Annotated in this window: 23 protein-coding genes and 1 riboswitch; of the genes, 14 read left to right on the top strand and 9 right to left on the bottom strand. The window is 57.5% G+C overall.

Annotated features, from left to right (window positions below):
- Positions 1–8 precede the first annotated feature (8 nt).
- The 3 genes from AC0IXH_RS10410 to bioA all read right to left on the bottom strand — a co-directional run bounded on the left by AC0IXH_RS10410 (position 9) and on the right by bioA (position 3,124).
- Positions 9–689 carry a type 1 glutamine amidotransferase domain-containing protein gene (locus tag AC0IXH_RS10410; protein ID WP_206402589.1) on the bottom strand — a complete coding sequence of 227 codons (681 nt, stop codon included), beginning with the start codon at positions 687–689 and terminating at the stop codon, positions 9–11.
- On the bottom strand, positions 686–1,744 hold the full coding sequence (locus tag AC0IXH_RS10405) for an NADP-dependent oxidoreductase (protein ID WP_013201361.1): 1,059 nt from the start codon (positions 1,742–1,744) through the stop codon (positions 686–688). The genes AC0IXH_RS10410 and AC0IXH_RS10405 overlap by 4 nt, the downstream gene beginning before the upstream one ends.
- Before the next feature lie 87 nt (positions 1,745–1,831).
- Positions 1,832–3,124, bottom strand: coding sequence for an adenosylmethionine--8-amino-7-oxononanoate transaminase (gene bioA, locus AC0IXH_RS10400; RefSeq protein ID WP_471720403.1), 1,293 nt, complete (start codon positions 3,122–3,124; stop codon positions 1,832–1,834).
- Positions 3,125–3,213: 89 nt separating this feature from the next.
- Here bioA and bioB point away from each other — a divergent pair, with 89 nt between their 5' ends.
- The 4 genes from bioB to bioD are packed head-to-tail and all read left to right on the top strand — an operon-like array spanning position 3,214 to position 6,806.
- Positions 3,214–4,245 (top strand): biotin synthase BioB, encoded by a 1,032-nt coding sequence (bioB, locus tag AC0IXH_RS10395; protein WP_013201363.1) that lies wholly within the window; start codon positions 3,214–3,216, stop codon positions 4,243–4,245.
- Positions 4,246–5,397 (top strand): 8-amino-7-oxononanoate synthase, encoded by a 1,152-nt coding sequence (gene bioF, locus AC0IXH_RS10390; protein ID WP_134823739.1) that lies wholly within the window; start codon positions 4,246–4,248, stop codon positions 5,395–5,397.
- Positions 5,384–6,139, top strand: a complete 756-nt coding sequence (gene bioC, locus AC0IXH_RS10385; RefSeq protein WP_471720402.1) for a malonyl-ACP O-methyltransferase BioC — start codon at positions 5,384–5,386, stop codon at positions 6,137–6,139. Before bioF ends, bioC begins: the two co-directional genes overlap by 14 nt.
- Complete coding sequence (gene bioD / locus AC0IXH_RS10380) at positions 6,132–6,806, top strand: dethiobiotin synthase (RefSeq protein ID WP_346599370.1); 675 nt, start codon at positions 6,132–6,134, stop codon at positions 6,804–6,806. Before bioC ends, bioD begins: the two co-directional genes overlap by 8 nt.
- A 42-nt stretch (positions 6,807–6,848) precedes the next feature.
- Here bioD and AC0IXH_RS10375 read toward each other — a convergent pair whose 3' ends face one another.
- Positions 6,849–7,568 carry an ABC transporter ATP-binding protein gene (locus AC0IXH_RS10375; RefSeq protein ID WP_013201367.1) on the bottom strand — a complete coding sequence of 240 codons (720 nt, stop codon included), beginning with the start codon at positions 7,566–7,568 and terminating at the stop codon, positions 6,849–6,851.
- A gap of 920 nt (positions 7,569–8,488) precedes the next feature.
- On the opposite strand from AC0IXH_RS10375, the gene uvrB reads away from it, so the two are divergent.
- Positions 8,489–10,510 (top strand): excinuclease ABC subunit UvrB, encoded by a 2,022-nt coding sequence (uvrB, locus tag AC0IXH_RS10370; RefSeq protein ID WP_013201368.1) that lies wholly within the window; start codon positions 8,489–8,491, stop codon positions 10,508–10,510.
- 84 nt (positions 10,511–10,594) lie between these two features.
- Here uvrB and AC0IXH_RS10365 read toward each other — a convergent pair whose 3' ends face one another.
- Complete coding sequence (locus AC0IXH_RS10365) at positions 10,595–11,503, bottom strand: gluconeogenesis factor YvcK family protein (protein WP_013201369.1); 909 nt, start codon at positions 11,501–11,503, stop codon at positions 10,595–10,597.
- 186 nt (positions 11,504–11,689) lie between these two features.
- Positions 11,690–11,820, top strand: a riboswitch (molybdenum cofactor riboswitch).
- On the opposite strand from AC0IXH_RS10365, the gene moaA reads away from it, so the two are divergent.
- The 6 genes from moaA (at position 11,807) to AC0IXH_RS10335 (ending at position 15,691) form a co-directional block, all read left to right on the top strand.
- Positions 11,807–12,796, top strand: a complete 990-nt coding sequence (gene moaA, locus AC0IXH_RS10360; protein WP_151038752.1) for a GTP 3',8-cyclase MoaA — start codon at positions 11,807–11,809, stop codon at positions 12,794–12,796. (Overlaps the previous riboswitch by 14 nt.)
- A 16-nt stretch (positions 12,797–12,812) precedes the next feature.
- Positions 12,813–13,328 carry a molybdenum cofactor biosynthesis protein B gene (gene moaB, locus AC0IXH_RS10355; RefSeq protein WP_013201371.1) on the top strand — a complete coding sequence of 172 codons (516 nt, stop codon included), beginning with the start codon at positions 12,813–12,815 and terminating at the stop codon, positions 13,326–13,328.
- Positions 13,329–13,332: 4 nt separating this feature from the next.
- Positions 13,333–13,818 carry a cyclic pyranopterin monophosphate synthase MoaC gene (gene moaC / locus AC0IXH_RS10350; RefSeq protein ID WP_013201372.1) on the top strand — a complete coding sequence of 162 codons (486 nt, stop codon included), beginning with the start codon at positions 13,333–13,335 and terminating at the stop codon, positions 13,816–13,818.
- Entirely contained in the window at positions 13,811–14,056 is a 246-nt protein-coding gene (moaD, locus tag AC0IXH_RS10345) for a molybdopterin synthase sulfur carrier subunit (RefSeq protein ID WP_013201373.1), read from the top strand. The genes moaC and moaD overlap by 8 nt, the downstream gene beginning before the upstream one ends.
- A 1-nt stretch (position 14,057) precedes the next feature.
- The gene (moaE, locus tag AC0IXH_RS10340; RefSeq protein WP_013201374.1) at positions 14,058–14,510 is read left to right on the top strand and encodes a molybdopterin synthase catalytic subunit MoaE; all 453 of its coding nucleotides are present in this window, start codon (positions 14,058–14,060) and stop codon (positions 14,508–14,510) included.
- A gap of 86 nt (positions 14,511–14,596) precedes the next feature.
- Positions 14,597–15,691 carry a DUF1615 domain-containing protein gene (locus AC0IXH_RS10335; RefSeq protein WP_346595006.1) on the top strand — a complete coding sequence of 365 codons (1,095 nt, stop codon included), beginning with the start codon at positions 14,597–14,599 and terminating at the stop codon, positions 15,689–15,691.
- 8 nt (positions 15,692–15,699) lie between these two features.
- Here AC0IXH_RS10335 and AC0IXH_RS10330 read toward each other — a convergent pair whose 3' ends face one another.
- Positions 15,700–17,646, bottom strand: a complete 1,947-nt coding sequence (locus AC0IXH_RS10330; protein ID WP_471720401.1) for a methyl-accepting chemotaxis protein — start codon at positions 17,644–17,646, stop codon at positions 15,700–15,702.
- A gap of 273 nt (positions 17,647–17,919) precedes the next feature.
- On the opposite strand from AC0IXH_RS10330, the gene AC0IXH_RS10325 reads away from it, so the two are divergent.
- Positions 17,920–18,630 carry a Bax inhibitor-1/YccA family protein gene (locus AC0IXH_RS10325; RefSeq protein ID WP_013201377.1) on the top strand — a complete coding sequence of 237 codons (711 nt, stop codon included), beginning with the start codon at positions 17,920–17,922 and terminating at the stop codon, positions 18,628–18,630.
- Positions 18,631–18,664: 34 nt separating this feature from the next.
- Here AC0IXH_RS10325 and AC0IXH_RS10320 read toward each other — a convergent pair whose 3' ends face one another.
- From AC0IXH_RS10320 to AC0IXH_RS10310, 3 genes are read right to left on the bottom strand one after another with little or no spacing between them, the layout of a single operon-like run.
- Entirely contained in the window at positions 18,665–19,633 is a 969-nt protein-coding gene (locus AC0IXH_RS10320) for a lysylphosphatidylglycerol synthase domain-containing protein (protein WP_346565934.1), read from the bottom strand.
- The gene (gene clsB, locus AC0IXH_RS10315) at positions 19,633–20,877 is read right to left on the bottom strand and encodes a cardiolipin synthase ClsB (protein WP_013201379.1); all 1,245 of its coding nucleotides are present in this window, start codon (positions 20,875–20,877) and stop codon (positions 19,633–19,635) included. The genes AC0IXH_RS10320 and clsB overlap by 1 nt, the downstream gene beginning before the upstream one ends.
- Positions 20,874–21,635 carry an endonuclease/exonuclease/phosphatase family protein gene (locus AC0IXH_RS10310; RefSeq protein WP_013201380.1) on the bottom strand — a complete coding sequence of 254 codons (762 nt, stop codon included), beginning with the start codon at positions 21,633–21,635 and terminating at the stop codon, positions 20,874–20,876. The genes clsB and AC0IXH_RS10310 overlap by 4 nt, the downstream gene beginning before the upstream one ends.
- Positions 21,636–21,817: 182 nt before the next feature.
- Between AC0IXH_RS10310 and AC0IXH_RS10305 the strand changes: the two genes are divergently transcribed.
- Entirely contained in the window at positions 21,818–22,207 is a 390-nt protein-coding gene (locus AC0IXH_RS10305) for a YbhQ family protein (RefSeq protein WP_013201381.1), read from the top strand.
- 121 nt (positions 22,208–22,328) lie between these two features.
- Positions 22,329–22,880: a cytochrome b gene (locus AC0IXH_RS10300; RefSeq protein WP_471720400.1), complete on the top strand. Its 552-nt coding sequence runs from the start codon at positions 22,329–22,331 to the stop codon at positions 22,878–22,880.
- Positions 22,881–22,892 lie beyond the last annotated feature (12 nt).

Below are 22,892 nucleotides of genomic sequence, written 5' to 3'. Positions count from 1 at the left end.
TCCTGCGGTTAACGATGAAGTAATTTAAGCAGCTCTTCGGCTGCTGCTGCGGAGGATGCCGGGTTCTGCCCGGTGACCAGATGGCCATCGGTCAGTGTATAAACACCCCAGTTATCGGTTTTTTCATACTCTGCGCCCAATGACTTAAGCACATCCTCAACCAGGAAAGGTACCACATCTGTCAGCCCCACGGCTTCCTCTTCCGTGTTGCTGAAACCGGTGACCCGCTTACCGGCAACCAGCGGCGTGCCGTCCGGTTTTTTCACATGGCGCAGTACGCCAGGCGCGTGGCAGACCGCACCGACCGGCTTGCCGTTGGCAAAGAAGTTTTCGATCAGATCGATGCTGACCCGATCTTCGGCCAGGTCCCACAGCGGACCGTGACCGCCGGGATAAAACACCGCATCAAACTGGGTGCTGTCGATGGTTTCCAGTTTCTGCGTATGCGCCAGCGCCTGCTGGGCCGGGAGATCGCCACGGAAGCGGTCGGTGTCGGTGGTCTGCGCATCGGGTTCATCGCTGACCGGATCCAGCGGAGGTTGCCCGCCGGCCGGTGAAGCCAGCACCACGTTTACCCCGGCATCGCGGAACACGTAATAAGGTGCGGCAAACTCTTCGAGCCAGAAACCGGTTTTCTTCCCCGTTTCACCCAGCCGATCGTGTGAGGTAAGCACCATTAAGAGTTTCATTTCACTGCTCCTGAAGGTTTGTCGCCCGCCACCCGGATCAGCACTTTGCCGAAGTTGTTACCTTCAAGCATGCCGATAAAGGTTTCTGGCGCGTTATCCAGCCCGTCGACGCAGTCTTCCCGGAAGACGAAGCGTTCCTGCTCCACCCACTGGCTCATCTGGCTGAAGAATTCACCGAAGCGGTGACCATAATCCTGGGTGATGATAAAGCCTTCGACCCGCAGACGTTTACGCAGGATCGCGCTCTGGAACTGCGGCAGAAGATCCGGGCCTTTGGCGGCTTCGGTACTGTTGTAGTCGGCAATCAGACCACAGACGGGAATGCGACCTTTGGTATTCATCAGCGGCAGAACCGCGTTAAAGACCTTGCCGCCCACGCTTTCGAAATAGACGTCAATACCGTCGCGGCAGTAGCGTTTCAGCGCTTCCGCCAGATCGGCTGCGCGGTGATCGAGGCAGCGGTCAAAGCCCAGAACCTCTTCGGCGTAACGGCATTTCTCTTCGCCGCCGGCAATGCCGACCACGTAGCAGCCTTTCAGCTTGGCAATCTGACCGACCATCGAGCCCACCGCACCGGTCGCGGCTGCGACCACCACGGTTTCGCCAGGCTGCGGGTTACCGATATCCAGCAAGCCCATATAGGCGGTGAAGCCGGTCATCCCCAGCAGGCCTAACGCCCAGGAAGGGTGCTTCAGGACCGGACCGGAAAGCTTGAACAGATCCTTACCGTTCGAGACGGCGAAATCCTGCCAGCCGCTCTGGCTGACCACCCAGTCGCCCGGGGCATAATTTTCATTATTGGACTGTTCGACGATGGCGACGGTGCCGGCGCCCATCACTTCATTGATGCCAATCGGCGGAACGTAGGAAGGCGCGTCGCTCATCCGGCCACGCATATAGGGATCTAACGACAGCCAGACGGTACGAAGTAACACTTCTCCCTGGCCTGGGGTAGGAACGTGCTGCGATTCAAGACGGAAATTGGCTTCCGTTGGCGCACCGTGCGGGCGGGAAGCCAGCACGATACGGCGGTTAGTCTGTTTATCTTGTGGCATAAATTTGCTCCTTTACGGGATGTTGCCCCGTAAAAGCGTAGTGCATCAGCGGCCTCGCTGCTTTGCTGTGACGCGCATAAGTCAGCGTCAGGCGCTGAGAAACAGCTCGGGACGCACCAGCGCGGCGGCAATTGCCCCGGTGAGCTGGGCTAAGGCGTCGGCTTGAATAATGTACGGCGGCATCAGGTAAATCAGTTTGCCAAACGGCCGGATCCATACGCCGCGCTCAACAAAGAACGCCTGCAACGCGGCCATATTCACCGGCCGGTGGGTTTCGATCACCCCAATGGTCCCCAGCACGCGGGCGTGGGCCACTTCAGGCATTTCCTGCAGCGGCAGCAGGGCGGCTTTCAGCTGCGCTTCGATGGTCGCGACCTGCTGTTGCCAGTGACCTTCCTGCAACATCGCCAGGCTTTCAGTGGCGACCGCGCAGGCCAGCGGATTACCCATAAAGGTCGGGCCGTGCATAAAGCAGCCGGCCTCACCGTTGCTGATGGTGTTGGCAACCTCGCGGGTGGTCAGGGTAGCGGACAGGGTCATGGTGCCGCCGGTCAGCGCTTTGCCAACGCACAGTATGTCCGGGGAAATCCCGGCATGTTCGCAGGCGAACAGCTTGCCGGTGCGGCCAAATCCGGTGGCAATCTCATCGGCGATCAGCAGAACGTTATGGCGATCGCACAGCTCGCGGACCTTTTCCAGATAACGCGGATGATAGAAGCGCATGCCGCCCGCGCCCTGAACAATCGGCTCAAGGATCACTGCCGCCAGCTCACCGGCATGCAGGCGGATCAGTCGCTCGAAGTCGTCAACATCAAGCGCCTGCCATTCATCGTCAAAGCCACAGGCGGGTGCGGCAGCAAACAGGTGCGAAGGCAGATAGCCCTGATACAGGCTGTGCATTGAATTCTGCGGATCGCACACCGACATCGCGGCGAAGGTATCGCCGTGGTAGCCGTTTCGCAGCGTCAGGAAGCGCTGACGGCGCTCGCCACGGGCCTGCCAGTATTGCAGCGCCATCTTCATCGACACTTCAACCGCCACCGATCCCGAATCGGCCAGGAACACGCACTCCAGCCCTTGCGGCGTCATCTCAACCAGCTTGCGGCACAGCGCAACGGCGGAAGGGTGGGTGATGCCGCCAAACATCACGTGTGACATCTGTTCAATTTGCGCGGTCATCGCCCGGTTCAGGCGTGGATGGTTGTAGCCATGGATCGCTGCCCACCATGAAGACATGCCATCAACCAGCTTACGACCGTCGGCCAGTTTCAGGGACGTCTCCTGCGCGGCGACCACCGGATAGACCGGCAACGGTTGGCTCATGGAGGTGTAAGGGTGCCAGATATGGTCACGATCAAAAGCGAGGTCAGCAGGCGTCATAAATTACTTGTAAACCAAATTCAAAAAAATTAGTTTACAAGTATAACCACGCAAAGATGATTAACGACAGATTTTTTTTGGAGCACGCAATGGCAACTCGTTGGACGATCCCACAGGCTCAGGCCCTGTTTGATAAACCCTTTTTGGAACTGATGTTTGAAGCTCAGCAGGTGCATCGCCAGCACTTCGATCCCCGCCAGGTGCAGGTCAGCACCTTGCTGTCGATCAAAACGGGCGCCTGCCCGGAAGACTGTAAATACTGTCCGCAAAGCTCACGCTATAAAACCGGCCTCGCCACCGAGCGGCTGATGGAAGTGGAAGACGTGCTGACCTCGGCCCGCAAAGCAAAAGCGGCCGGTTCGGATCGCTTCTGTATGGGCGCAGCCTGGAAAAACCCGCACGAACGTGACATGCCTTACCTTGAGCAGATGGTGAAAGGCGTTCGGGAAATGGGGCTGGAAACCTGTATGACGCTGGGCACGCTGAGCGAAGAGCAGGCGCAGCGTCTGGCGCACGCCGGACTGGATTACTACAACCACAACCTCGATACCTCGCCGGAATTCTACGGCAGCATCATCACCACCCGAAGCTATCAGGAACGCCTGGATACGCTGGGCAAAGTGCGTGATGCCGGGATCAAAGTCTGTTCAGGCGGCATCCTCGGCCTTGGCGAAACCGTCAACGATCGTGCGGGCCTGCTGGTGCAGCTGGCGAATCTGCCGACGCCGCCGGAAAGCGTGCCGATCAATATGCTGGTAAAAGTCAAAGGCACGCCGCTGGCCGATAACGACGATGTCGATCCGTTTGATTTTATCCGCGCCATCGCGGTTGCCCGCATCATGATGCCCACCTCGCACGTGCGCCTGTCTGCCGGACGTGAGCAGATGAGCGAGCAAACGCAGGCCATGTGCTTTATGGCCGGGGCAAACTCCATCTTCTACGGCTGCAAACTGCTGACCACGCCGAACCCGGAAGAAGACAAAGACCTGCAACTGTTCCACAAGCTGGGCCTGAATCCGCGCCACACCACCACCGAAGCGGGTGACAACGAGCAGCAGCAGGCGTTGGCAGGACAGCTGATGACCGCTGATACCGACCAGTTTTACAACGCGGCGGTGTAAGTGAGCTGGCAGCATCGAATTTCCCTGGCGCTGACCGGGCGCCAGCAAAAAGGGCAGATGCGCACCCGTCGGGTTAACCAGCACAGCGATGCGCGGACCTTGCAGATTGACGGCACGTGCTATCTGAACTTTGCCGCCAATGACTATCTTGGGTTGAGCCATGACCCGAGGCTGGTTCAGGCCTGGCAACAGGGTGCGGAACGTTATGGCGTCGGGGCCGGCGGATCGGCGCACGTCACCGGTTATCATGCGCCACAGGCGGAATTTGAGCAGCAGCTTGCCGACTGGCTGGGTTATCCACGCGCCCTGGTATTTATTTCCGGCTTTGCCGCCAATCAGGCGGTGATTGCGGCGATGCTGGCGAAAAATGACCGCATCTTCGCCGATAAGCTGGCGCACGCCTCGTTGCTCGAAGCGGCGGCTCACAGTCCCGCTACCCTGCGTCGCTTCGCACACAATCAACCGGCTGCGCTTGAAAAACTGCTGCAACATCCGGCCGGGGGCGAGACGCTGGTGGTCACCGAAGGCGTTTTCAGCATGGATGGCGACAGCGCGCCGCTGGCGGAGCTTCACCGCTTATCTCAGCGTCAGGGAAGCTGGCTGATGGTGGACGATGCGCATGGCATTGGCACCACCGGCGAGCAGGGACGCGGCAGCTGCTGGCAGCAGCAGGTTAAACCGGAACTGCTGGTGGTCACCTTTGGTAAAGCCTTTGGCCTGAGCGGGGCGGCGGTGTTGTGTGATGATGACACCGCTGATTATCTGCTGCAGTTTGCCCGCCACCTGATCTACAGCACGGCGATGCCACCGGCGCAGGCCTGGGCATTGCAGACCGCGCTGGCCTGCATTCAGCAGGGTGACGAACTGCGTCAGCGGCTGCAGCAAAATATTGCGCTGTTCCGTCAGGGCGCGCAGGCGCTGGGGCTGGCTTTACTGCCGTCGGCCACGGCGATCCAGCCGTTGATCGTCGGCGAAGAGCAGCAGGCGCTGGCCCTGGCCGACAGGCTGCAACAGCAGGGATGCTGGGTGACGGCTATCCGGCCACCGACGGTTCCGCCCGGCACCGCCCGTTTACGGATCACCTTAAGTGCGGCGCATCGGCCGGAAGATATTCATCGCCTGCTGGAGGGACTGCAACATGCAAACCGTTAATAAACAGGCGATTGCACAGGCGTTTGGCCGGGCGGCGCAGAGCTACAATCAACATGCCGGCTTGCAACGCCTCTGTGGCGAAGCGCTGGCCGGCTATGCCAACCGACAGCAGGGGCAGAAAGTGTTGGATGCGGGCTGCGGTCCGGGCTGGTTCAGCCAGCACTGGCGCGCCGCCGGTAACCATGTGACCGCGCTTGATTTGTCTGCAGAAATGCTGTTTCAGGCGCAGGCGTTACACACCGCAGATTGCTATCAGCCGGGCGATATCGAAGCGCTGCCGTTCAGTGATGCGAGCTTTGATCTGTGCTGGAGCAACCTTGCGGTGCAATGGTGCAGTGACTTATCGCTGGCACTGACAGAACTTTACAGGGTGACCTCGCCAGGCGGCCAGGTGCTGTTCTCGACGCTGTCTGCCGATTCATTACATGAGCTGTCCGCCGCCTGGCAACCGCTGGATTTACCCGCCCCGGTTAACCGCTTTTTGCCTTTCGACGCCATCGCCCACGCGGGCCAGCATCTGCCGCTGAAACTGAAGCAACAAACGCTGACCGTTGGATTCCCGGACGTGCTGAGTGCGCTGCGTTCACTGAAAGGCATTGGTGCCACGCATTTGCATCAGGGCCGTCACGGTGGACTGCTTAGCCGCCGGCATCTGCAACAGCTGGAGCAGCACTGGCCGCGCGATCGGCGGGGATATTTACTGAGTTATCATCTGGTTTATGGAGTTATGCATCGTGAGTGAACGCTGGTTTATCACCGGAACGGATACGGAAGTGGGCAAAACGGTTGCCAGTTCAGCCCTGCTTCAGGCCGCCAACGCGGCGGGATTTCGCAGCGTGGGTTACAAGCCGGTCGCTTCAGGCTGCGAGATGACGGCAGACGGGTTGAGAAATGAGGATGCGCTGGCGCTACAAAAGTACAGCGTGCTGCAACTGCCTTATGACAGCATCAACCCTCTGGCTTTCGCAGAGCCGACCTCGCCGCATATCGTCAGTGCCGAAGAAGGCCGGCCGATTACCTTTGAGCAGCTTTCTGCCGGGCTGGCCGCGTTAACCGCGCAGTCTGACTGGGTGCTGACGGAAGGGGCCGGTGGCTGGTTTACGCCGCTCTCTGAGCAGACCACCTTTGCCGACTGGGCGGTGGCGGAACAGCTGCCGGTGATTTTGGTGGTAGGCGTGAAGTTAGGCTGTATCAATCATGCGGTGCTGACCGCACAGGCAATTCAGGCCAGCGGACTGCGTCTGGCGGGTTGGATAGCCAATGACATTCAACCGCCGGGAAAACGCCACACCGAGTATCTGGCGGCGCTTAAACAGCGGCTGCCGGCGCCAATGCTGGGAGAGATCCCCTATCTGACGCAGCCAGAACAGTTCGACCAGCTGGCACAGTACGTGCAGCTGCCGTTATAACGGTTAACCCTTCGGGCGGAGTTTCCTCCGCCCACCTTACCGTCAAGACACCGTCATCCAGGTATTGAGCATGCTTTCGTCCAGCTGGGCGACTTTGCCGTGCGCCACGTTGCGGCCCCGATGCAGCAGCAGGAAGTAATCCGCCACCTTACGGATAAACGAAATGCGTTGCTCCAGCAGCAGGATCGTCAGGCCGAAATCGTGATTCAGACGATGGATCAGGTTGCCCATCTCCTCTTCCAGCCACGGCGACATGCCTTCGGTTGGCTCATCCAGGATCAACAGCTTCGGCTGCAACACCAGCGCTCTGGCCAGCGCCAGTTGCTGCTGCTGCTCAATCTGTAAATCACCGCTGCGCTGATGGCGCAAGGAGTAGAGGGCAGGGAACAGGTCATAGACCATCTGCGGAATGGCCCGATGGCGTTCCAGGCCCGCGCCGGCCAGCAGCGCAATCTGCAGGTTATCTTCCACGCTAAGCTGGGAGAAAAGCTGTCGCCCTTGCGGCACATAGCCAATGCCCAGCGCAGCCCGTTGCTCCATCGGCTGCAGCAGCAGATCCTGCGGCGGGCGGTTGGCTTCCTGCCAGGTCATCGAGCCGCTGTTAATCGGCAGATGGCCCATGATGCAGTTGACCAGCGTGGTTTTTCCCATGCCGGGACGTCCCAGTACGCCGGTACAGGTGCCTGGGGCGAGATCCAGATCAACATCCCACAGGATGTGATTTTGTCCATAAAATTGGTTGATTGAACGTAAGCTGAGCATCTGACACTCTCCTCCAGACAGTTTTCGATCGCACCTGGTTGCATCCGCTCTACGTCGTGTGGCAAACAGTCGTCAACGTCTCATGCGAGACGCCTGCGGCTTTGTGCTCCTCGCTCTGGTGTTATGAAAGCGTGAGGCGGTTAGACAGAGTCTTGCAATTGGCAGGCCAACCTGGCAAAAGTCTCAGAAAACGCCCGCCCGCCTGATGATTAGCACCAGTAATTAGTAATAAAACTTAAACAATTGCCCGGGGTAATATTCCGCTGCACTTTGTCAGTGCTATGGACGAATCATTTCTGGTGCAGTTGCCTGTCTCAGTGGCAACCCGCGACTGTCATCAAACTGAAAAAAACGTCGAAATAAGGCTAGCGGCAACGGGGGAAATATGCCTTTCAGGACCATTAATCCTCAAGCGTCAGGCGAAAATAATGCAAAAAAAAATATTTGCGGCCCCGATCGCAGGGCAATGCGGTTTTATACACATCAGACGGCTCGGGCGCTCAAATCAGTTATCCACCATTCCTGTGGATAACCATGTGCATGAGCGTCTGAAAACTTACGGCAGGCGAGAGCGGACGCGGGTTGAGCACGAGTTGACGCGAAACTCATCTTTGAGCGCAAAGGGTGATTTATCAATATGTTAGTTAAAATCAAGCACCCGAAAAATCTCAGTTGCCTGGCTCACCGCATTTTGTCAGTGCTGCTTGACAAATGTTAAAGCGCTTCCTCTTTTGGGGATAACCTGTCCGACCAGCCGCATTGCTGATTGCCCACTGGGCCGGGAAAGGGCAACGCTGAACGCATGAGCAATATCTTGCAAAATTACTGTAATTATATCCAGTCTTTTTTTCTGGTAAATTCGCAGTAGCAGAGTAAAATTAGGATCCTGTTCGCGTCATTCATTACCAGGTAGCCACTCAATGAGCAAAGTCTTTAAACTCAACTCCGAATTCAAACCCGCTGGTGACCAGCCCGAGGCGATCCGTCGTCTGGAAGAGGGGCTGGAAGACGGGCTGGCGCACCAGACGCTGCTCGGGGTAACCGGCTCAGGTAAAACCTTCACCGTGGCCAACGTGATTGCCGACTTAAACCGGCCAACCATGGTGCTGGCACCGAATAAAACGCTGGCGGCGCAGCTGTACGGCGAAATGAAAGAGTTCTTCCCGGATAACGCGGTGGAGTACTTCGTCTCTTACTACGACTACTATCAGCCGGAAGCGTATGTGCCCAGCTCCGACACCTTTATCGAAAAGGATGCCTCGGTAAACGAACATATCGAGCAGATGCGTCTGTCAGCGACCAAAGCGCTGCTGGAGCGACGGGATGTGATCGTGGTCGCCTCGGTGTCGGCCATCTACGGTCTGGGCGATCCTGACCTGTATCTGAAGATGATGCTGCACCTGACCCGTGGCATGGTGATCGATCAGCGCTCTATCCTGCGCCGCCTGTCGGAATTGCAGTATTCCCGCAACGATCAGGCGTTCCAGCGAGGCACCTTCCGCGTGCGCGGCGAAGTGATTGATATCTTCCCGGCGGAATCGGACGATTATGCGCTGCGCGTCGAACTGTTTGATGAAGAGGTCGAGCGCCTGTCGATCTTCGACCCGCTCACCGGGCAGGTCACTTCCGTGGTCCCGCGCTACACCATCTACCCGAAAACCCACTATGTGACCCCGCGCGAGCGCATCCTGCAAGCGATGGAAGAGATCAAAGTGGAGCTGGCCGACCGGCGCAAGGTGCTGCTGAACAACAACAAGCTGCTGGAAGAGCAGCGCATCTCTCAGCGTACCCAGTTCGATCTGGAGATGATGAACGAGCTGGGCTACTGCTCCGGTATCGAGAACTACTCGCGCTATCTCTCCGCGCGCGGGCCGGGCGAAGCGCCGCCAACCCTGTTTGACTACTTACCGGCGGACGGCCTGCTGGTGGTCGACGAATCCCACGTCACCATTCCGCAAATCGGCGGGATGTACAAAGGTGACCGTGCGCGTAAAGAGACGCTGGTGGAGTACGGTTTCCGTCTGCCTTCGGCGCTGGATAACCGCCCAATGAAATTTGAAGAGTTTGAGGCGCTGGCGCCGCAGACCATTTATGTCTCGGCCACGCCGGGTAAATATGAGCTTGAGAAATCCGGTGGCGAAGTGATCGATCAGGTGGTGCGCCCAACCGGCCTGCTGGATCCGCTAATCGAAGTGCGTCCGGTCAGCACCCAGGTCGATGACCTGCTGTCTGAGATTCGTAAACGCGTGGCAATCAATGAGCGCGTGCTGGTAACGGTGTTAACCAAACGCATGGCCGAGGACCTCACCGAGTATCTGGAAGAGCACGGTGAGCGGGTGCGTTACCTGCACTCGGATATCGACACCGTCGAGCGCGTGGAGATCATCCGTGACCTGCGTCTGGGCGAGTTTGATGTGCTGGTCGGCATCAACTTACTGCGAGAAGGTCTGGATATGCCGGAAGTGTCGCTGGTGGCGATTCTGGATGCCGATAAAGAGGGCTTCCTGCGTTCCGATCGCTCGCTGATCCAGACCATTGGTCGCGCCGCGCGTAACCTGAACGGTAAGGCCATTCTCTACGGCGATAAAATCACGCCGTCAATGGAGCGCGCCATCGGCGAAACCGAGCGCCGCCGCGCCAAACAGGAAATCTACAACGCTGAGAACGGCATTGTGCCGCAGGGACTGAACAAGAAGATTGCCGATATTCTTGAACTGGGCCAGGGGCTGGCGAAAAACAAATCCCGGGGACGCGCCAAGGCCGGACGTATTGTGGAAGATGATGCACCGTACCTGGATCTGTCTCCGAAAGGACTGCAGAAGAAAATTCACCAGCTGGAAGCGCAAATGCAGGAGCATGCGCAGAATCTGGAGTTTGAAGAGGCCGCCAATATCCGTGACCAGCTGCATAAGGTGCGGGAGCTGTTTATCGCCGCGTCCTGATCGGTCAGCCGTGGCGGCGGGTCAGCGGGCAGAGGAGCGGGGAAACGCCGGACGGCTTTCCCCGCACTGGCCTTACTTAGAGCCTTACTGAATGGCCTGAATTGCGTGTTCCAGCGCGATATGCAGCAACTGACGATCGTGGCGGTATTTGATATCCGCCGCTTCCAGCGGTTCCTGAATAATCAGCCGGCCGCTGACATTGCTGATGTCCACCGCCGGGCCAACCACCACCGCATCAATCACTTTCTTGCCAATATATTTTTCCATCATCTCCAGCTTGCCCGCCAGCGTCAGCTGCGCGGCCGCTGGGCTTAATTCTTTCCCGAGGTTGCCGATAAAGACCATGGTGGCGGGCGTGCGGCGTAGTGCCTGTGCCATATCCGGCATCAGTAGCAGCGGCATCAGGCTGGTGTAGAAGCTGCCGGGGCCAATCAGGATCAGATCCGCTTCGCCCACCGCTTCAATCGCTTCGCGGGTGGCGCTGACGTTGGGGGAAAGCAGCAGTTCCTGCGGCGGAAGCTGCATCTGGTCAATCTCGGTTTCGCCGTAGATCTGGTTGCCTTCGCTGTCGACCGCCACCAGATCGACCGGCTGCTCGGACATCGGGATCAGAAAGGCGTCGACCTTCAGCAGATTGCGGATCAGGTTGATGGCTTCAAACGGCCGTACGCTAAGGTGATCCAGCGCTTTCAGCATCAGGTTGCCGAGATTGTGACCGGCCAGCTCACCGTTACCGCTAAAGCGATATTCGAACATCGCCGAGGCGACGCTGGGTTCGGCGATCAGCTGATTCAGGCAGTTGCGCATGTCGCCCCAGGCGATGCCGCCTTCTGAACGGCGGATGCGTCCGGTGGAGCCGCCGTTGTCGGTTGTGGTAACAATGCCGGTAAGGCGCGAACCCAAAGGGGAAAGGGCAGACATCACACGGCCAAGGCCATGTCCGCCACCTAAAGCCACCACTCTGTCGAGATCGGCTAATGTGCGATTACGCATAAAAATCCTTCATTATGTTGATGCTTTATTGATGAATCAGCCAAGCTACTGGCAGTACGGCAATTTTAGCGAAAGTAACGGTGATCTGCCGACAAAAAACGTTATATATCAAAATACATAGCGAAAGTCTGTGGTGGTAAGACTTTCCGGTTAGCGGTAGAATTTTACCACCATGATTTACCGGTGTTCGGTAAATCACACTTAGCCCTGACACCTAAGTCTCCTGATACGGTGTCCTGGCCGCAACCTCGCGTTGCCAGGGTGCAGAAAGAAATGCCTGCATCTCCCGATTTGGAAGGTGTTCTGGTGTCACAATTTCAAGATAGCTTCGATCGCAAGTTTTACTACCTGCGTCTGTCGATCACTGACGTCTGCAATTTCCGTTGCAACTATTGCCTGCCTGACGGTTACAAGCCGCAGGGCAACAGCAATAAAAGCTTCCTGTCGCTGGATGAAATCCGGCGTGTTACCCGTGCCTTCGCGGCCGCGGGGACGGAAAAAGTGCGTCTGACCGGCGGCGAACCCTCGTTGCGCCGCGACTTCACCGAGATTATCGCGGCGGTGCGTGAAAACAGCGCAATCCGCCAACTGGCGGTCACCACCAATGGCTATCGCCTGGCGCGTGACGTTGCCCAATGGCGCGACGCCGGTCTGACGGCACTCAACGTCAGCATAGACAGTCTGGATGCCCGTCAGTTTCATGCCATTACCGGTCAGGATAAATTCCAGCAGGTAATGAACGGCATCGATGCGGCGTTTGAGGCCGGTTTCAGCAAGGTGAAAGTCAATACCGTGCTGATGCGCGACGTCAATCATAACAGTCTGCAAACCTTCCTTGACTGGATCCGCACCCGTCCCATTCAGCTACGCTTTATCGAGCTGATGGAAACCGGCGACGGCGGCGACCTGTTCCGCAAACACCATATTTCCGGTGAGGTGATCCGCGCCAGCCTGTTGCTACAGGGATGGGAGCGGCAGGTCAGTGAACGCAGTGCCGGACCGGCGCAGGTGTTCCGTCATCCGGATTATCAGGGCGAGATTGGCCTGATCATGCCTTACGAAAAAGATTTCTGTGCCACCTGTAACCGTCTGCGGGTTTCCGCCACCGGCAAGCTGCATCTGTGCCTGTTTGGCGATGGCGGCGTGTCGCTGCGTGACCTGCTGCAAAATGACGATCAGCAGGATGCGTTACAGGAGCGGATTGCCGCCAGCCTGCGTACCAAAAAGCAGACGCATTTCCTGCATCAGGGCAATACCGGCATTACGCAGAATCTCTCTTATATCGGCGGTTAACACTAAGGACGTTAAAATGGGCAAACCTTCGGCTGAATTTATGCCGCTCAACGTAGCAGTACTCACCGTTTCCGACAGCCGCGATGCGACCAGTGACAGCTCTGGCGACTATCTGCGTGAAGCGCTGGCCGAAGCGGGCCACCAGGTGCTGGATCATGCGCTGGTGAAAGATGACCGTTATCGCATCCGCGCGGTGGTCTCCAGCTGGATTGCCAGCAGTGATGTTCAGGTGGTGTTGATTAACGGCGGCACCGGCTTTAACACTAAAAACTGCACGCCAGAAGCCCTGCTGCCGCTGTTTGACCGCGAGATTGAAGGGTTCGGCGAACTGTTCCGCATGATCTCGTATGAAGATATCGGCACCTCAACCCTGCAGTCACGCGCCGTGGCCGGTGTGGCCAACGGCACGGTGATTTTTGCCGTGCCGGGATCAACCAATGCCTGCCAGAGCGCGTGGGAAAGGATCATTCAGGACCAGCTGGATGCCCGCACCCGTCCCTGTAATTTTGTTTCGCATGTGAAGAAGCCCTGAACTTATGTCGCAACTGACCCATATTAATGCCTCTGGCGAGGCGCACATGGTGGACGTCTCCGCCAAGGCCGAAACGGTGCGCGAAGCCCGTGCCGAAGCCTTTGTGAAGATGCGTCCCGAGACGCTGAAGATGATTGTCGACGGCAGCCATCATAAAGGCGACGTGTTCGCTACCGCGCGCATCGCCGGCATCCAGGCCGCCAAGCGCACCTGGGAGCTGATCCCGCTGTGCCATCCGCTGTTGCTCAGCAAAGTGGAAGTGACACTGACGGCGGATGTGGAAAACAGTCAGGTCCGCATTGAGTCGCTGTGCCGTCTCACCGGGAAAACCGGGGTCGAGATGGAAGCGTTGACCGCCGCCTCCGTGGCCGCGTTGACCATTTACGATATGTGCAAAGCGGTGCAGAAAGATATCAGCATTGAGATGTGCCGTTTGCTGAGCAAAAGCGGCGGCAAATCCGGTGATTTTAAGGCGGTGTCTGATGATTAACGTGCTGTTTTTTGCCCAGACGCGTGAGCTGGTCGGTACCGGCAGCATCACCGTCACCCGGGATTACGCCACGGTAGACGAGCTGCGTGCGGTGCTTGCGGCGAAGGGCGACCGCTGGTCGCTGGCGCTGGAGTCCGGCAAAGTGCTGTCGGCGGTTAACCAGACGCTGGTGTCGCCGCAGCATGCGCTGAAAGCGGGGGATGAAGTGGCATTCTTCCCGCCGGTTACCGGAGGGTAAGATGGAAACGCGGATCAGAGTCGGGCAGGCGCCTTTTGATATGGGCGAAGAGTATCGCTGGCTGGCGGCCTGTGATGAAGACGGCGCGGTCGTGACCTTTACCGGCAAAGTGCGCAATCACAACCTGGGTGACAACGTGTCGGCGCTGACGCTGGAGCACTATCCGGGAATGACCGAAAAAGCGCTGGCCGGGATCGTGGCTGAGGCGCGTGAACGCTGGCCGATGCAGCGCGTCACGGTGATCCACCGCATTGGCGAACTGTTTCCCGGCGATGAGATTGTGATGGTCGGCGTCAGCGGCGCGCACCGTGCCGGGGCCTTTGCCGCCGCCGAATTCATTATGGATTACCTGAAAACCAAAGCCCCGTTCTGGAAGCGTGAAGCCACGCCGGAAGGCGATCGCTGGGTTGAATCGCGTGACAGCGATCGTCAGTCCGCCGCGCGCTGGAAGTAATAGCCCGCATTCAGCCGCCTCCGATGGATTATTGCCGCTGCGCTGTGTAACGTCGGGGCGGTCGTTATTACAGAACAAGGAAAGTCATGATCGGTTCTCTCTCCAAACGCCTATCTCTGCTGGCACTGATGGTGCTGGCAGGGTGTAGCAGCCAGCCTAAAAAGTCCCTCCCCGAGCAGCGTCCGGTGGACGTGAAGGCGCAAATTTCCCGCCTGTTACCGGCCAAGGTGAGCGATCGTCAGGGCTGGAGCAACGATATCTTCGCCGCTTTTAATGGCCAGGGGCTTGAGCCGTCGGTCAGCAATCTCTGTTCGGTGATTGCGGTCACCGATCAGGAATCCACCTTTAATGCCGATGCCAATGTGCCTGGGCTGCCGAAAATTGCCTGGGGCGAAATCGATCGCCGCGCTGGCAAGCTGCATATCCCGTCGTTCGTGGTGCGTACCGCGCTGATGATTAAATCGCCGAATGGCAAAAGCTACACCGATCGCCTGGACAACGTGCGCAGCGAAAAAGAGCTGAGCGCCATTTTTGATGACTTTATCGATATGGTGCCGATGGGGCAAAAGCTGTTTGGCAATCTGAATCCGATCCATACCGGCGGCCCGATGCAGGTCAGCATTGAGTTTGCCGAAGCCCATGCCAAAGGCTATCCGTATCCGGTTGATGGCTCGATCCGCCGTGAAGTGTTCAGCCGGCGTGGCGGCGTGTGGTTCGGCACCATGCACCTGCTGGGCTATCCGGCGGATTACACTCGCCAGATCTACCGTTTTGCTGACTTCAATGCCGGATGGTATGCCAGCCGCAACGCCGCCTTCCAGGCCGCCGTTTCGCGGTTAAGCGGCATTAAACTGGCGCTGGACGGTGATTTGATTCAGTACGGTTCAGATGCGGCGGGATCGACGGAGCTGGCGGTCAGGACGCTGAGCACGCGTCTGGATATGAGCAACCGCAGCATCCGCAGCGCGCTGGAGAAGGGCGACAGCGAAGACTTTGTTAAAACCGATTTGTGGAAGCAGGTGTTTGCGATGGCGGATAAAAATGCTGGCAGACCTCAACCGCGTGAGATGCTGCCAGGCATTAAGCTGGAAAGCCCAAAAATCACCCGCAATCTGACCACCGCCTGGTTTGCCCAGCGCGTCGACGGTCGTTACCAGAGTTGCCTGGCGCGCGGGAAGTAACCGACGCCTTAAGCGGCATCCAGCCGGAAAATCTGCACGGTTTGCGCCAGCTGCTTCGCCTGGTCCTCCAGCGAAGCGGCGGCAGCAGACATCTGCTGAACCAGCGCCGAGTTCTGCTGAGTGGCGCCATCCATCTGATTGACCGCCACCGTCACCTGACCAATCCCCTGCGACTGCTCGTCGGACGCATGCACAATCTCGCCAATAATGGTTTTCACCGAGTTCACCGCGGTGGTCATCTCCTGCATGGTCTTGCCTGCATCCTGCACCAGCGACACCCCTTGATTAACGCGTAGGGTGGATTCGCCAATCAGCGCGGAAATGTCTTTAACCGCGTTGGCACTGCGCTGCGCCAGGCTGCGAACTTCTGCCGCCACCACCGCAAATCCGCGACCCTGTTCCCCTGCGCGCGCTGCTTCTACCGCCGCGTTCAGCGCCAGAATATTGGTCTGGAAGGCAATGCCGTTGATGATGCTGGTGATCGCGCCAATCTTGCGGGAACTCTCGTCAATCTGCTGCATGATCTGCACCACCTGCTGCACCAGCGACTCGCCGCGTTGCGCGATATCGGTGGCGTTTTCGGTTAACGAGGTGGCCTGATGGGCGTTATCGGCATTGTGCTTCACCGTGGCGGTTAACTGCTCCATGCTGGCCGCCGTCTCTTCCAGCGCTGCCGCCTGTTGTTCAGTGCGTGAGGCCAAATCCAGATTGCCGGAAGCAATCTCTTCGGCACCCTGACGGACCGAATCACTGGCGGAGATTATTTCGCCGACCATGGTTCTCAACTGCTGCTGCATGGTCTGCATGGCAAAGAAAATGCTCTGGCGGTCACGATCGCCCACCGGGATGTCGGCAGTCAGATTGCCTTCGGAGACGCCCAGCGCAATCGCTGCGGCCTGTGAAGGTTCGCCGCCGATCGGTTTAGAAATCTTACGGCTGAACAGCAGACCCAGCACCGAGCACACGATGACAATGCTGAGAATCATCATAATCAGCGCGTTCATCAGCTGACGGTTAGCTTCAGCCATCACCGCGCTGACCGGAGTGACGATGCCCAGATACCACGGGAACTGGCTGTTGCCGACGGTGACCGGTCGCCAGGTTTCCAGCACCTTTTCGCCGAGCGAGTCGTCAAAATGCTCCACGACCTGCTGGGTAAATTTGTCGGTTTCCCCTTTATACGGCTTGCCGGACATGGCTTTGTCCGGGCTGGAGACCACCAGTCCCTTGTTGGACAGCAGCAGAGCGTAACCCACGCCTTCCCACGGCTTGATGGCCCCGACGGTTTTCTGCAGCGACGCCAGCGAGATATCGGACGTGATCACCGCTTTCAGCTTGTTATCGTCCATCACCACCGCCGCGACCGAAGTCAGCAGGGTCGGCACGCCGTTATAGGCGTAGCTGTAAGGCTCAATCAACATATCCTGCTGCAGTTTCTGTGGGACCAGATAGTAGTCGCCCTGGCCGGGCTTGAAGATTGAGTCGAGGTTATGCAGGGCAAAATTGCCGCTGCTGTCGCGATCGACAAAGCGAGCAAAACGGCCTTTAGGCGCCGCGTCAGGCTGCTGCGCGAACTCGGCATCGCGGCCATCAAAGGCGTTCTCTTCGAAAATTACCGACATCGACAGATAGTCAGGGTTTTGTTTCAGGGAGTACTTCATCAGCTCTTCGCCGATCTTACGGTCGGTGATCCCGGCCGGGGGCAGGGCAATCAAACTCTGGCCAAGATTGCGTGCGACCGTGCGGGCATAATCCAGGTCCTTCTGTACGCTTAGCGCCTTGCTCTCGGCAATCTGGCCGAGATAATTCTCTGCCAGCTTGCGCTGCTGCTGGCTGGACTCCCAGCTGAGAAAACCAATGGTGATAGTGAAGCCCAGCGTGATGGTCATGGCTCCGGTCAGGAGCATAAGCGTGCGCGTGCTCATTTTCCGCTTAGGTGACGGCGTGGTCTGCATTCTGGCTTCCCCGATGTAAGAGATGACGCGTATTAACTTCCTGTTAGCTGTTCTCCATCTGTTCACTCTATCGGCAAAATATGGACAATCTTTATGCGGACGAGAGCGGTTTCCGCCGATAACGTCCATGCCGGATAAACGCTTACGTAAAAAGCCCGGGGCAGGACTGGCTTATCTTCCCCTGAGTGTGCCAGACTTAACCACGACCGGGGCGGGGCGCGTTGCGCCCTTTCCCTGTGTTCACATCGTTAATTTAAGCATCAGGAGAGCATCATGGATCGATATCCACGTTCCGACAGTTCTATGGTTTCGCAGGCCAATACCGGCCTGCAGACCTATATGGCACAGGTGTATGGCTGGATGACTTGCGGTCTGTTGCTGACCGCGTTTGTCTCGTGGTTTGCCGCCAACACGCCTGCGGTGATGGAGATGGTTTTCGCTAACCGCATCACCTTCTATGGCCTGATTATTGTGCAGCTCGGTCTGGTGTTCGTGCTGTCCGGTATGGTGCATAAGCTGAGCGGGGCGGTCGCCACCGGCCTGTTTATGCTGTACTCCGCGCTGACCGGTTTAACCATGGCGAGCATTTTCCTCGTCTACACCTACTCCTCCATCGCCGGGACCTTCCTGGTGGCGGGCGGCATGTTTGGTGTGATGAGCTTCTGGGGTTACACCACCAAGCGCGACCTGAGCGGCATGGGCAGCATGCTGTTTATGGCGCTGATCGGGATCGTGCTGGCGTCCGTGGTGAACATCTGGCTGAAAAGCACCGCGCTGATGTGGGCCGTGACCTATATCGGCGTGCTGGTGTTTGTCGGGCTGACGGCGTATGACACGCAGAAACTGAAAAATATCGGTGAGGGGATCAATGTTGAAGACAAAGAGAACCTGCGTCGTTATTCCATTATGGGCGCATTAACGCTGTATCTGGACTTTATTAACCTGTTCCTGATGCTGCTGCGTATTTTCGGTAACCGCCGCTAAGAAAGAGGGGGCGATTCCCGTCGCCCCCTTTGTTTTACGCCTGTTTCTCTCTCTCCCGCTCGTTCATCGCCCGCAATGACTTCGCCCGACTCTCCAGCCACAAATAGAGCACCAGCGCCAGCAGCAGCGGGGCAATAAAGTAAATCACACGATACGCCAGCAGCGCGGCAATGATCGAACCGTGCGACAGATGCTCGCCGCCCAGCAACGCCAGGAACACCGCTTCCAGCACGCCAATCCCCGCCGGAATATGGATAATCACGCCCGCAATACTGCTGATCAGCAACACGCCCAGCACCTGCGGATAGTCGACCTTCTGCGCCAGCAGTAGCCAGATAATCGCGCCCATCACCAGCCAGTTGGCGCTGGATACCGCAAACTGCAACATCGCCATGCGGAAAGAGGGCAGCGCCAGCTTATGGCCCTTGACGGTCCAGCGACGGCGTTTAGAGAAGGCGCACAGCGCCAGATAGACCACCACAAACACCAGCAGTGCGGCACCGATGGTTCTCAGCGTGCCTTCGCCAATAAACCAGCCTGACGGGATCGGCACCCAGCCGGAGGTGAACACCACGCCGGCCACCAGCACGTAGCCCAACCAGTTAGTGGCAATACTGAGCGAGAAAATACGGGTGATGGTGCTGCCATCCAGCCCTAACCGGGAATAGAGCCGGTAGCGCATCGCCACGCCGCCAACCCAGGTGCTGAGCGTCAGGTTAAAGGCATAACAAATAAACGATACCAGCATCACCTGGCGTTTTTGCAGCTTGTGACCGCAATAGGCCTGGCCAATCAGATCGTACACGCCATAGGTGAGGTAGCTGACCACCACCAGCGCGATCGAGGCGAAAATAGCGAAGCGGTTATAGTTGCTGATCACCTCAACCACGTCGTGCCAGTTGACCTTGCGCGCGTAAATAACCAGCAGCACGATAACGGCGATAAAGAACAGCCAGGTGAGAATTTTCTTCACCCACTTCCAGCGGGAATGCGCAGCAGACATCAGGGTTTTACTCGCTCATTGTCGGATTCAACACGGTCCTGGGTTTCCAGCTCTGGCTGTACCGGCGGCGCAATCTGCGCCAGCTTCGGCGTGTGCGCGGGCAGCCAGCCAGCAATGGCCGGGAAATGACGCAGGAAATGGAACACCACGATGCTTTTTGCCAGCTGGCGCCAGTTCTGTTTGGGTAACTGGCTCTCCTCCACCCGCTGGCAATCTTCTGTCAGCAGGCGGTTGAGATTGCCACGCATCACTTCGTTAAAGGTGCGGTCGTGGATCATCAGGTTAGCCTCAAGGTTTAGCGACAGGCTCAGCGGATCGAGATTGCTGGAACCCACCGTTGACCAGTGGTTATCCTGTACGGCAATTTTGGCATGCAGCGGACGGCGAATATATTCATACACTTCCACACCGCCGCCCACCAGGTAGTTATAGAGCAGCTCGGCGCCCACCTTAACAATCGGCATATCCGGTTCGCCCTGTACAATCAGCTTCACCGACACACCGCGCTGTGCGGCACTGCGCATCTCCCGCAGCAGCTTATAGCCGGGGAAGAAGTAGGCGTTGGCGATGATCACTTCCTGCTTTGCGCTACGCAGCATGTCGATATAGTGCTGCTCAATGTCATCACGGTGCTGATCATTGTCTCGCCAGACAAACAGGATCTGCGCATCACCAGGCGTCACATTTTTCGCCGGGCGATGGGAGCGGGCGCCCCACCAGCGGCGAGTCACCTGTTCGCTGTTGATGGCCTGCTGCACATACAGCGTGATGTCATCGACGATTGGGCCTTTCACTTCCACCGCATAATCCTGCTTGGCTTCTGCGCCATAGCTGGAATTGTGCTCAGCAGAAAAGTTGATGCCGCCGACAAAGGCAATCTCCCCGTCGCAGACCACAATTTTACGGTGCAGGCGACGGAAGATATTGGTACGCATACCAAAGATCAGCGGGCGCGGATCGTAATAAAGGAAACGTACACCGGCCGCCGTCAGGCTTTGGGTAAATTCGGTTGAGAGATCGTTGGAGCCGTAGCCATCCACCATCATCTCCACTTTGACGCCGCGATTTGCCGCGTCCAGCAGCACCTCATGGAGCGCATTTCCCACCTCGTCCTCAAACAGGATAAAGGTTTCCAACAGCACGGTTTCCTTTGCCCGCCGAATGGCTTCAAAGACTCGCGGAAAATACTGTTCGCCATTTTCCAGCAGGCGCAGGCGGTTACCGTCACGCCATTCCATTTTCATAGGTGGATCTCCACAGCCAGCGGGGCATGATCGGACAGATGGGACCAGGGCCGCAGCGGGATAGTCTGCGGGTGGCTGATCCCGGCATTACGGACATAGATCCGGTCAAGGCGCAGCAGCGGGAAGCGGGCAGGGAAGGTGCGGGCCGGACGGCCAAACTTGCGGCTGAACACTTCTTCCAGCGCCGCCCCTTTTTTCAGCACCGCGTTAGCTTTTTGCTGCCAGTCGTTGAAATCGCCCGCGACCACCACCGGCGCATCGGCCGGCAGGCTGTTGACCAGTTCGCACAGCAGTTTCAGCTGCGCATGGCGGTGGGCATCCTTCAGACCCAGGTGCACGCAGATGGCATGCAGCGGCTGCTCGTGGCTGGGAATGGCAACCTGGCAATGCAGCAGCCCGCGTTTTTCGGTGCCTTCCACCGAAATATCGCGGTTTTCAAACTTCAGGATCGGGTAGCGGGACAGGATGGCGTTACCATGATGTCCTTCGGGATAAACCGCATTGCGGCCATAGGCATAGTCGTTCCACATGGTGTCGGCCAAAAATTCGTAATGAGGTGTGTCTGGCCAGTTCTCAACCTTCAATTGGTTGATGGCAGGCGCTCCCATTACCTCTTGTAAGAAGACAATATCCGCCGCGGTTGCACGTACTGCATCACGCAGTTCAGGCAGGATAAAGCGGCGATTAAAAGCGGCAAAACCTTTGTGTGTATTGATCGTCAGGACTTTTAATGAAAATCCTTGAGCATTTTGTGCCATACTGTGCGCGCTCTCCTTTTCAATGTACGAAAGGTAAAGTGTAGTCTTTGTCACAAAAGAGTGCCCTGAAACGGCGTTCTTTGCGGCATTATCCGAAAACTACGTTAGTCTGAGGAAATTCGTTATCACTTACTGTGTTAACAAGGCTGGGCGACCTCTGTTGGGTCTGCCAGGAGAAGAAAATGAAATGGTCTAACCGTATTCAGATTGTCACCGGACAAACCTGTGTACATATCGCGCTCCACCTTCTGCTGATTGCAGGGTTGGTGTGGGGTTGGAAGCACCAGGCATTGCTGCAGGTCAGCACGGTATTTCTGGCGATGTATGCCAGCGTGTTTACCGCCATGTTGTTGACTCAGCGACTGCCACGTCTGCGCCGGGTGGGCGACTTCTTAGAAGACGTCACCACCACCTACTATTTTGGCGCAGCGATGTTGGTGCTTTATATGCTCTCCCGCGTGATCCACAACAACCTGCTGCTGGGTTGTGTTGGTGTGCTAATGCTGACCGGACCCTGTGTGGTCTCTCTGCTGGCTAAAGAGCCTGTTCGCGCTCGCCAGCGTCACCGCTAAGCACAACAGGCCACGAAAGTGGCCTGTTCTTTATAAGAAACGCCTTCCTTAGAACAAAACGACCTGAATAAAATCCTGCCCTGAACTGTTAACCCTGTAATTACTCACGGGGAACATCATCATGCACCAGACTTCCGCTCCTGTTCATTACGACCGGCTTACTATTGCCCTGCACTGGCTGACGGCGCTTGACGTCATTTTTATGTTTGCCAGCTATCAGGTGTGGTCACGACTGGAAAAAGGCACGCCGCTGCGCCATGACCTGCAATCACTGCATATCTCTTTTGGCCTGCTGCTGGCGCTGTTGATGGTGGTGCGCATTGTCTGGCGCATCAGTAAAGGCCGCCGTCTGCCGCCGGCCAGCCCTTCCCGCGCGGCGCATGTCGGCGCGAAATCCGTCCACGGCCTGCTCTATTTATTGCTGATCGCCCAGGTGGTGTTAGGTTTCCTGTTTCGCTGGGCGCAGGGCGAACCGTTCGCCTTCTTCGGCTTCGGCGATCTGTCCGATCTGGTTTATATCGAAAGTTCATTGCGTAAGCTGTTGGGATCGCTTCATTACTACAACGCCTGGCTGATTATTGTTCTGGCCGGCGGCCACGCCGTGGTGGCGCTATTGCACCATTACGCGCTGCGCGACGGCACGTTAAAACGCATGATCCCAAAACTGAAGTAACCCTCTGCTGTA

The organism is Erwinia sp. AC075, from assembly GCF_979253995.1.
The sequence above is the reverse complement of the archived record's forward strand: the minus strand, read 5'-3'. Positions and strand labels throughout refer to the sequence as shown.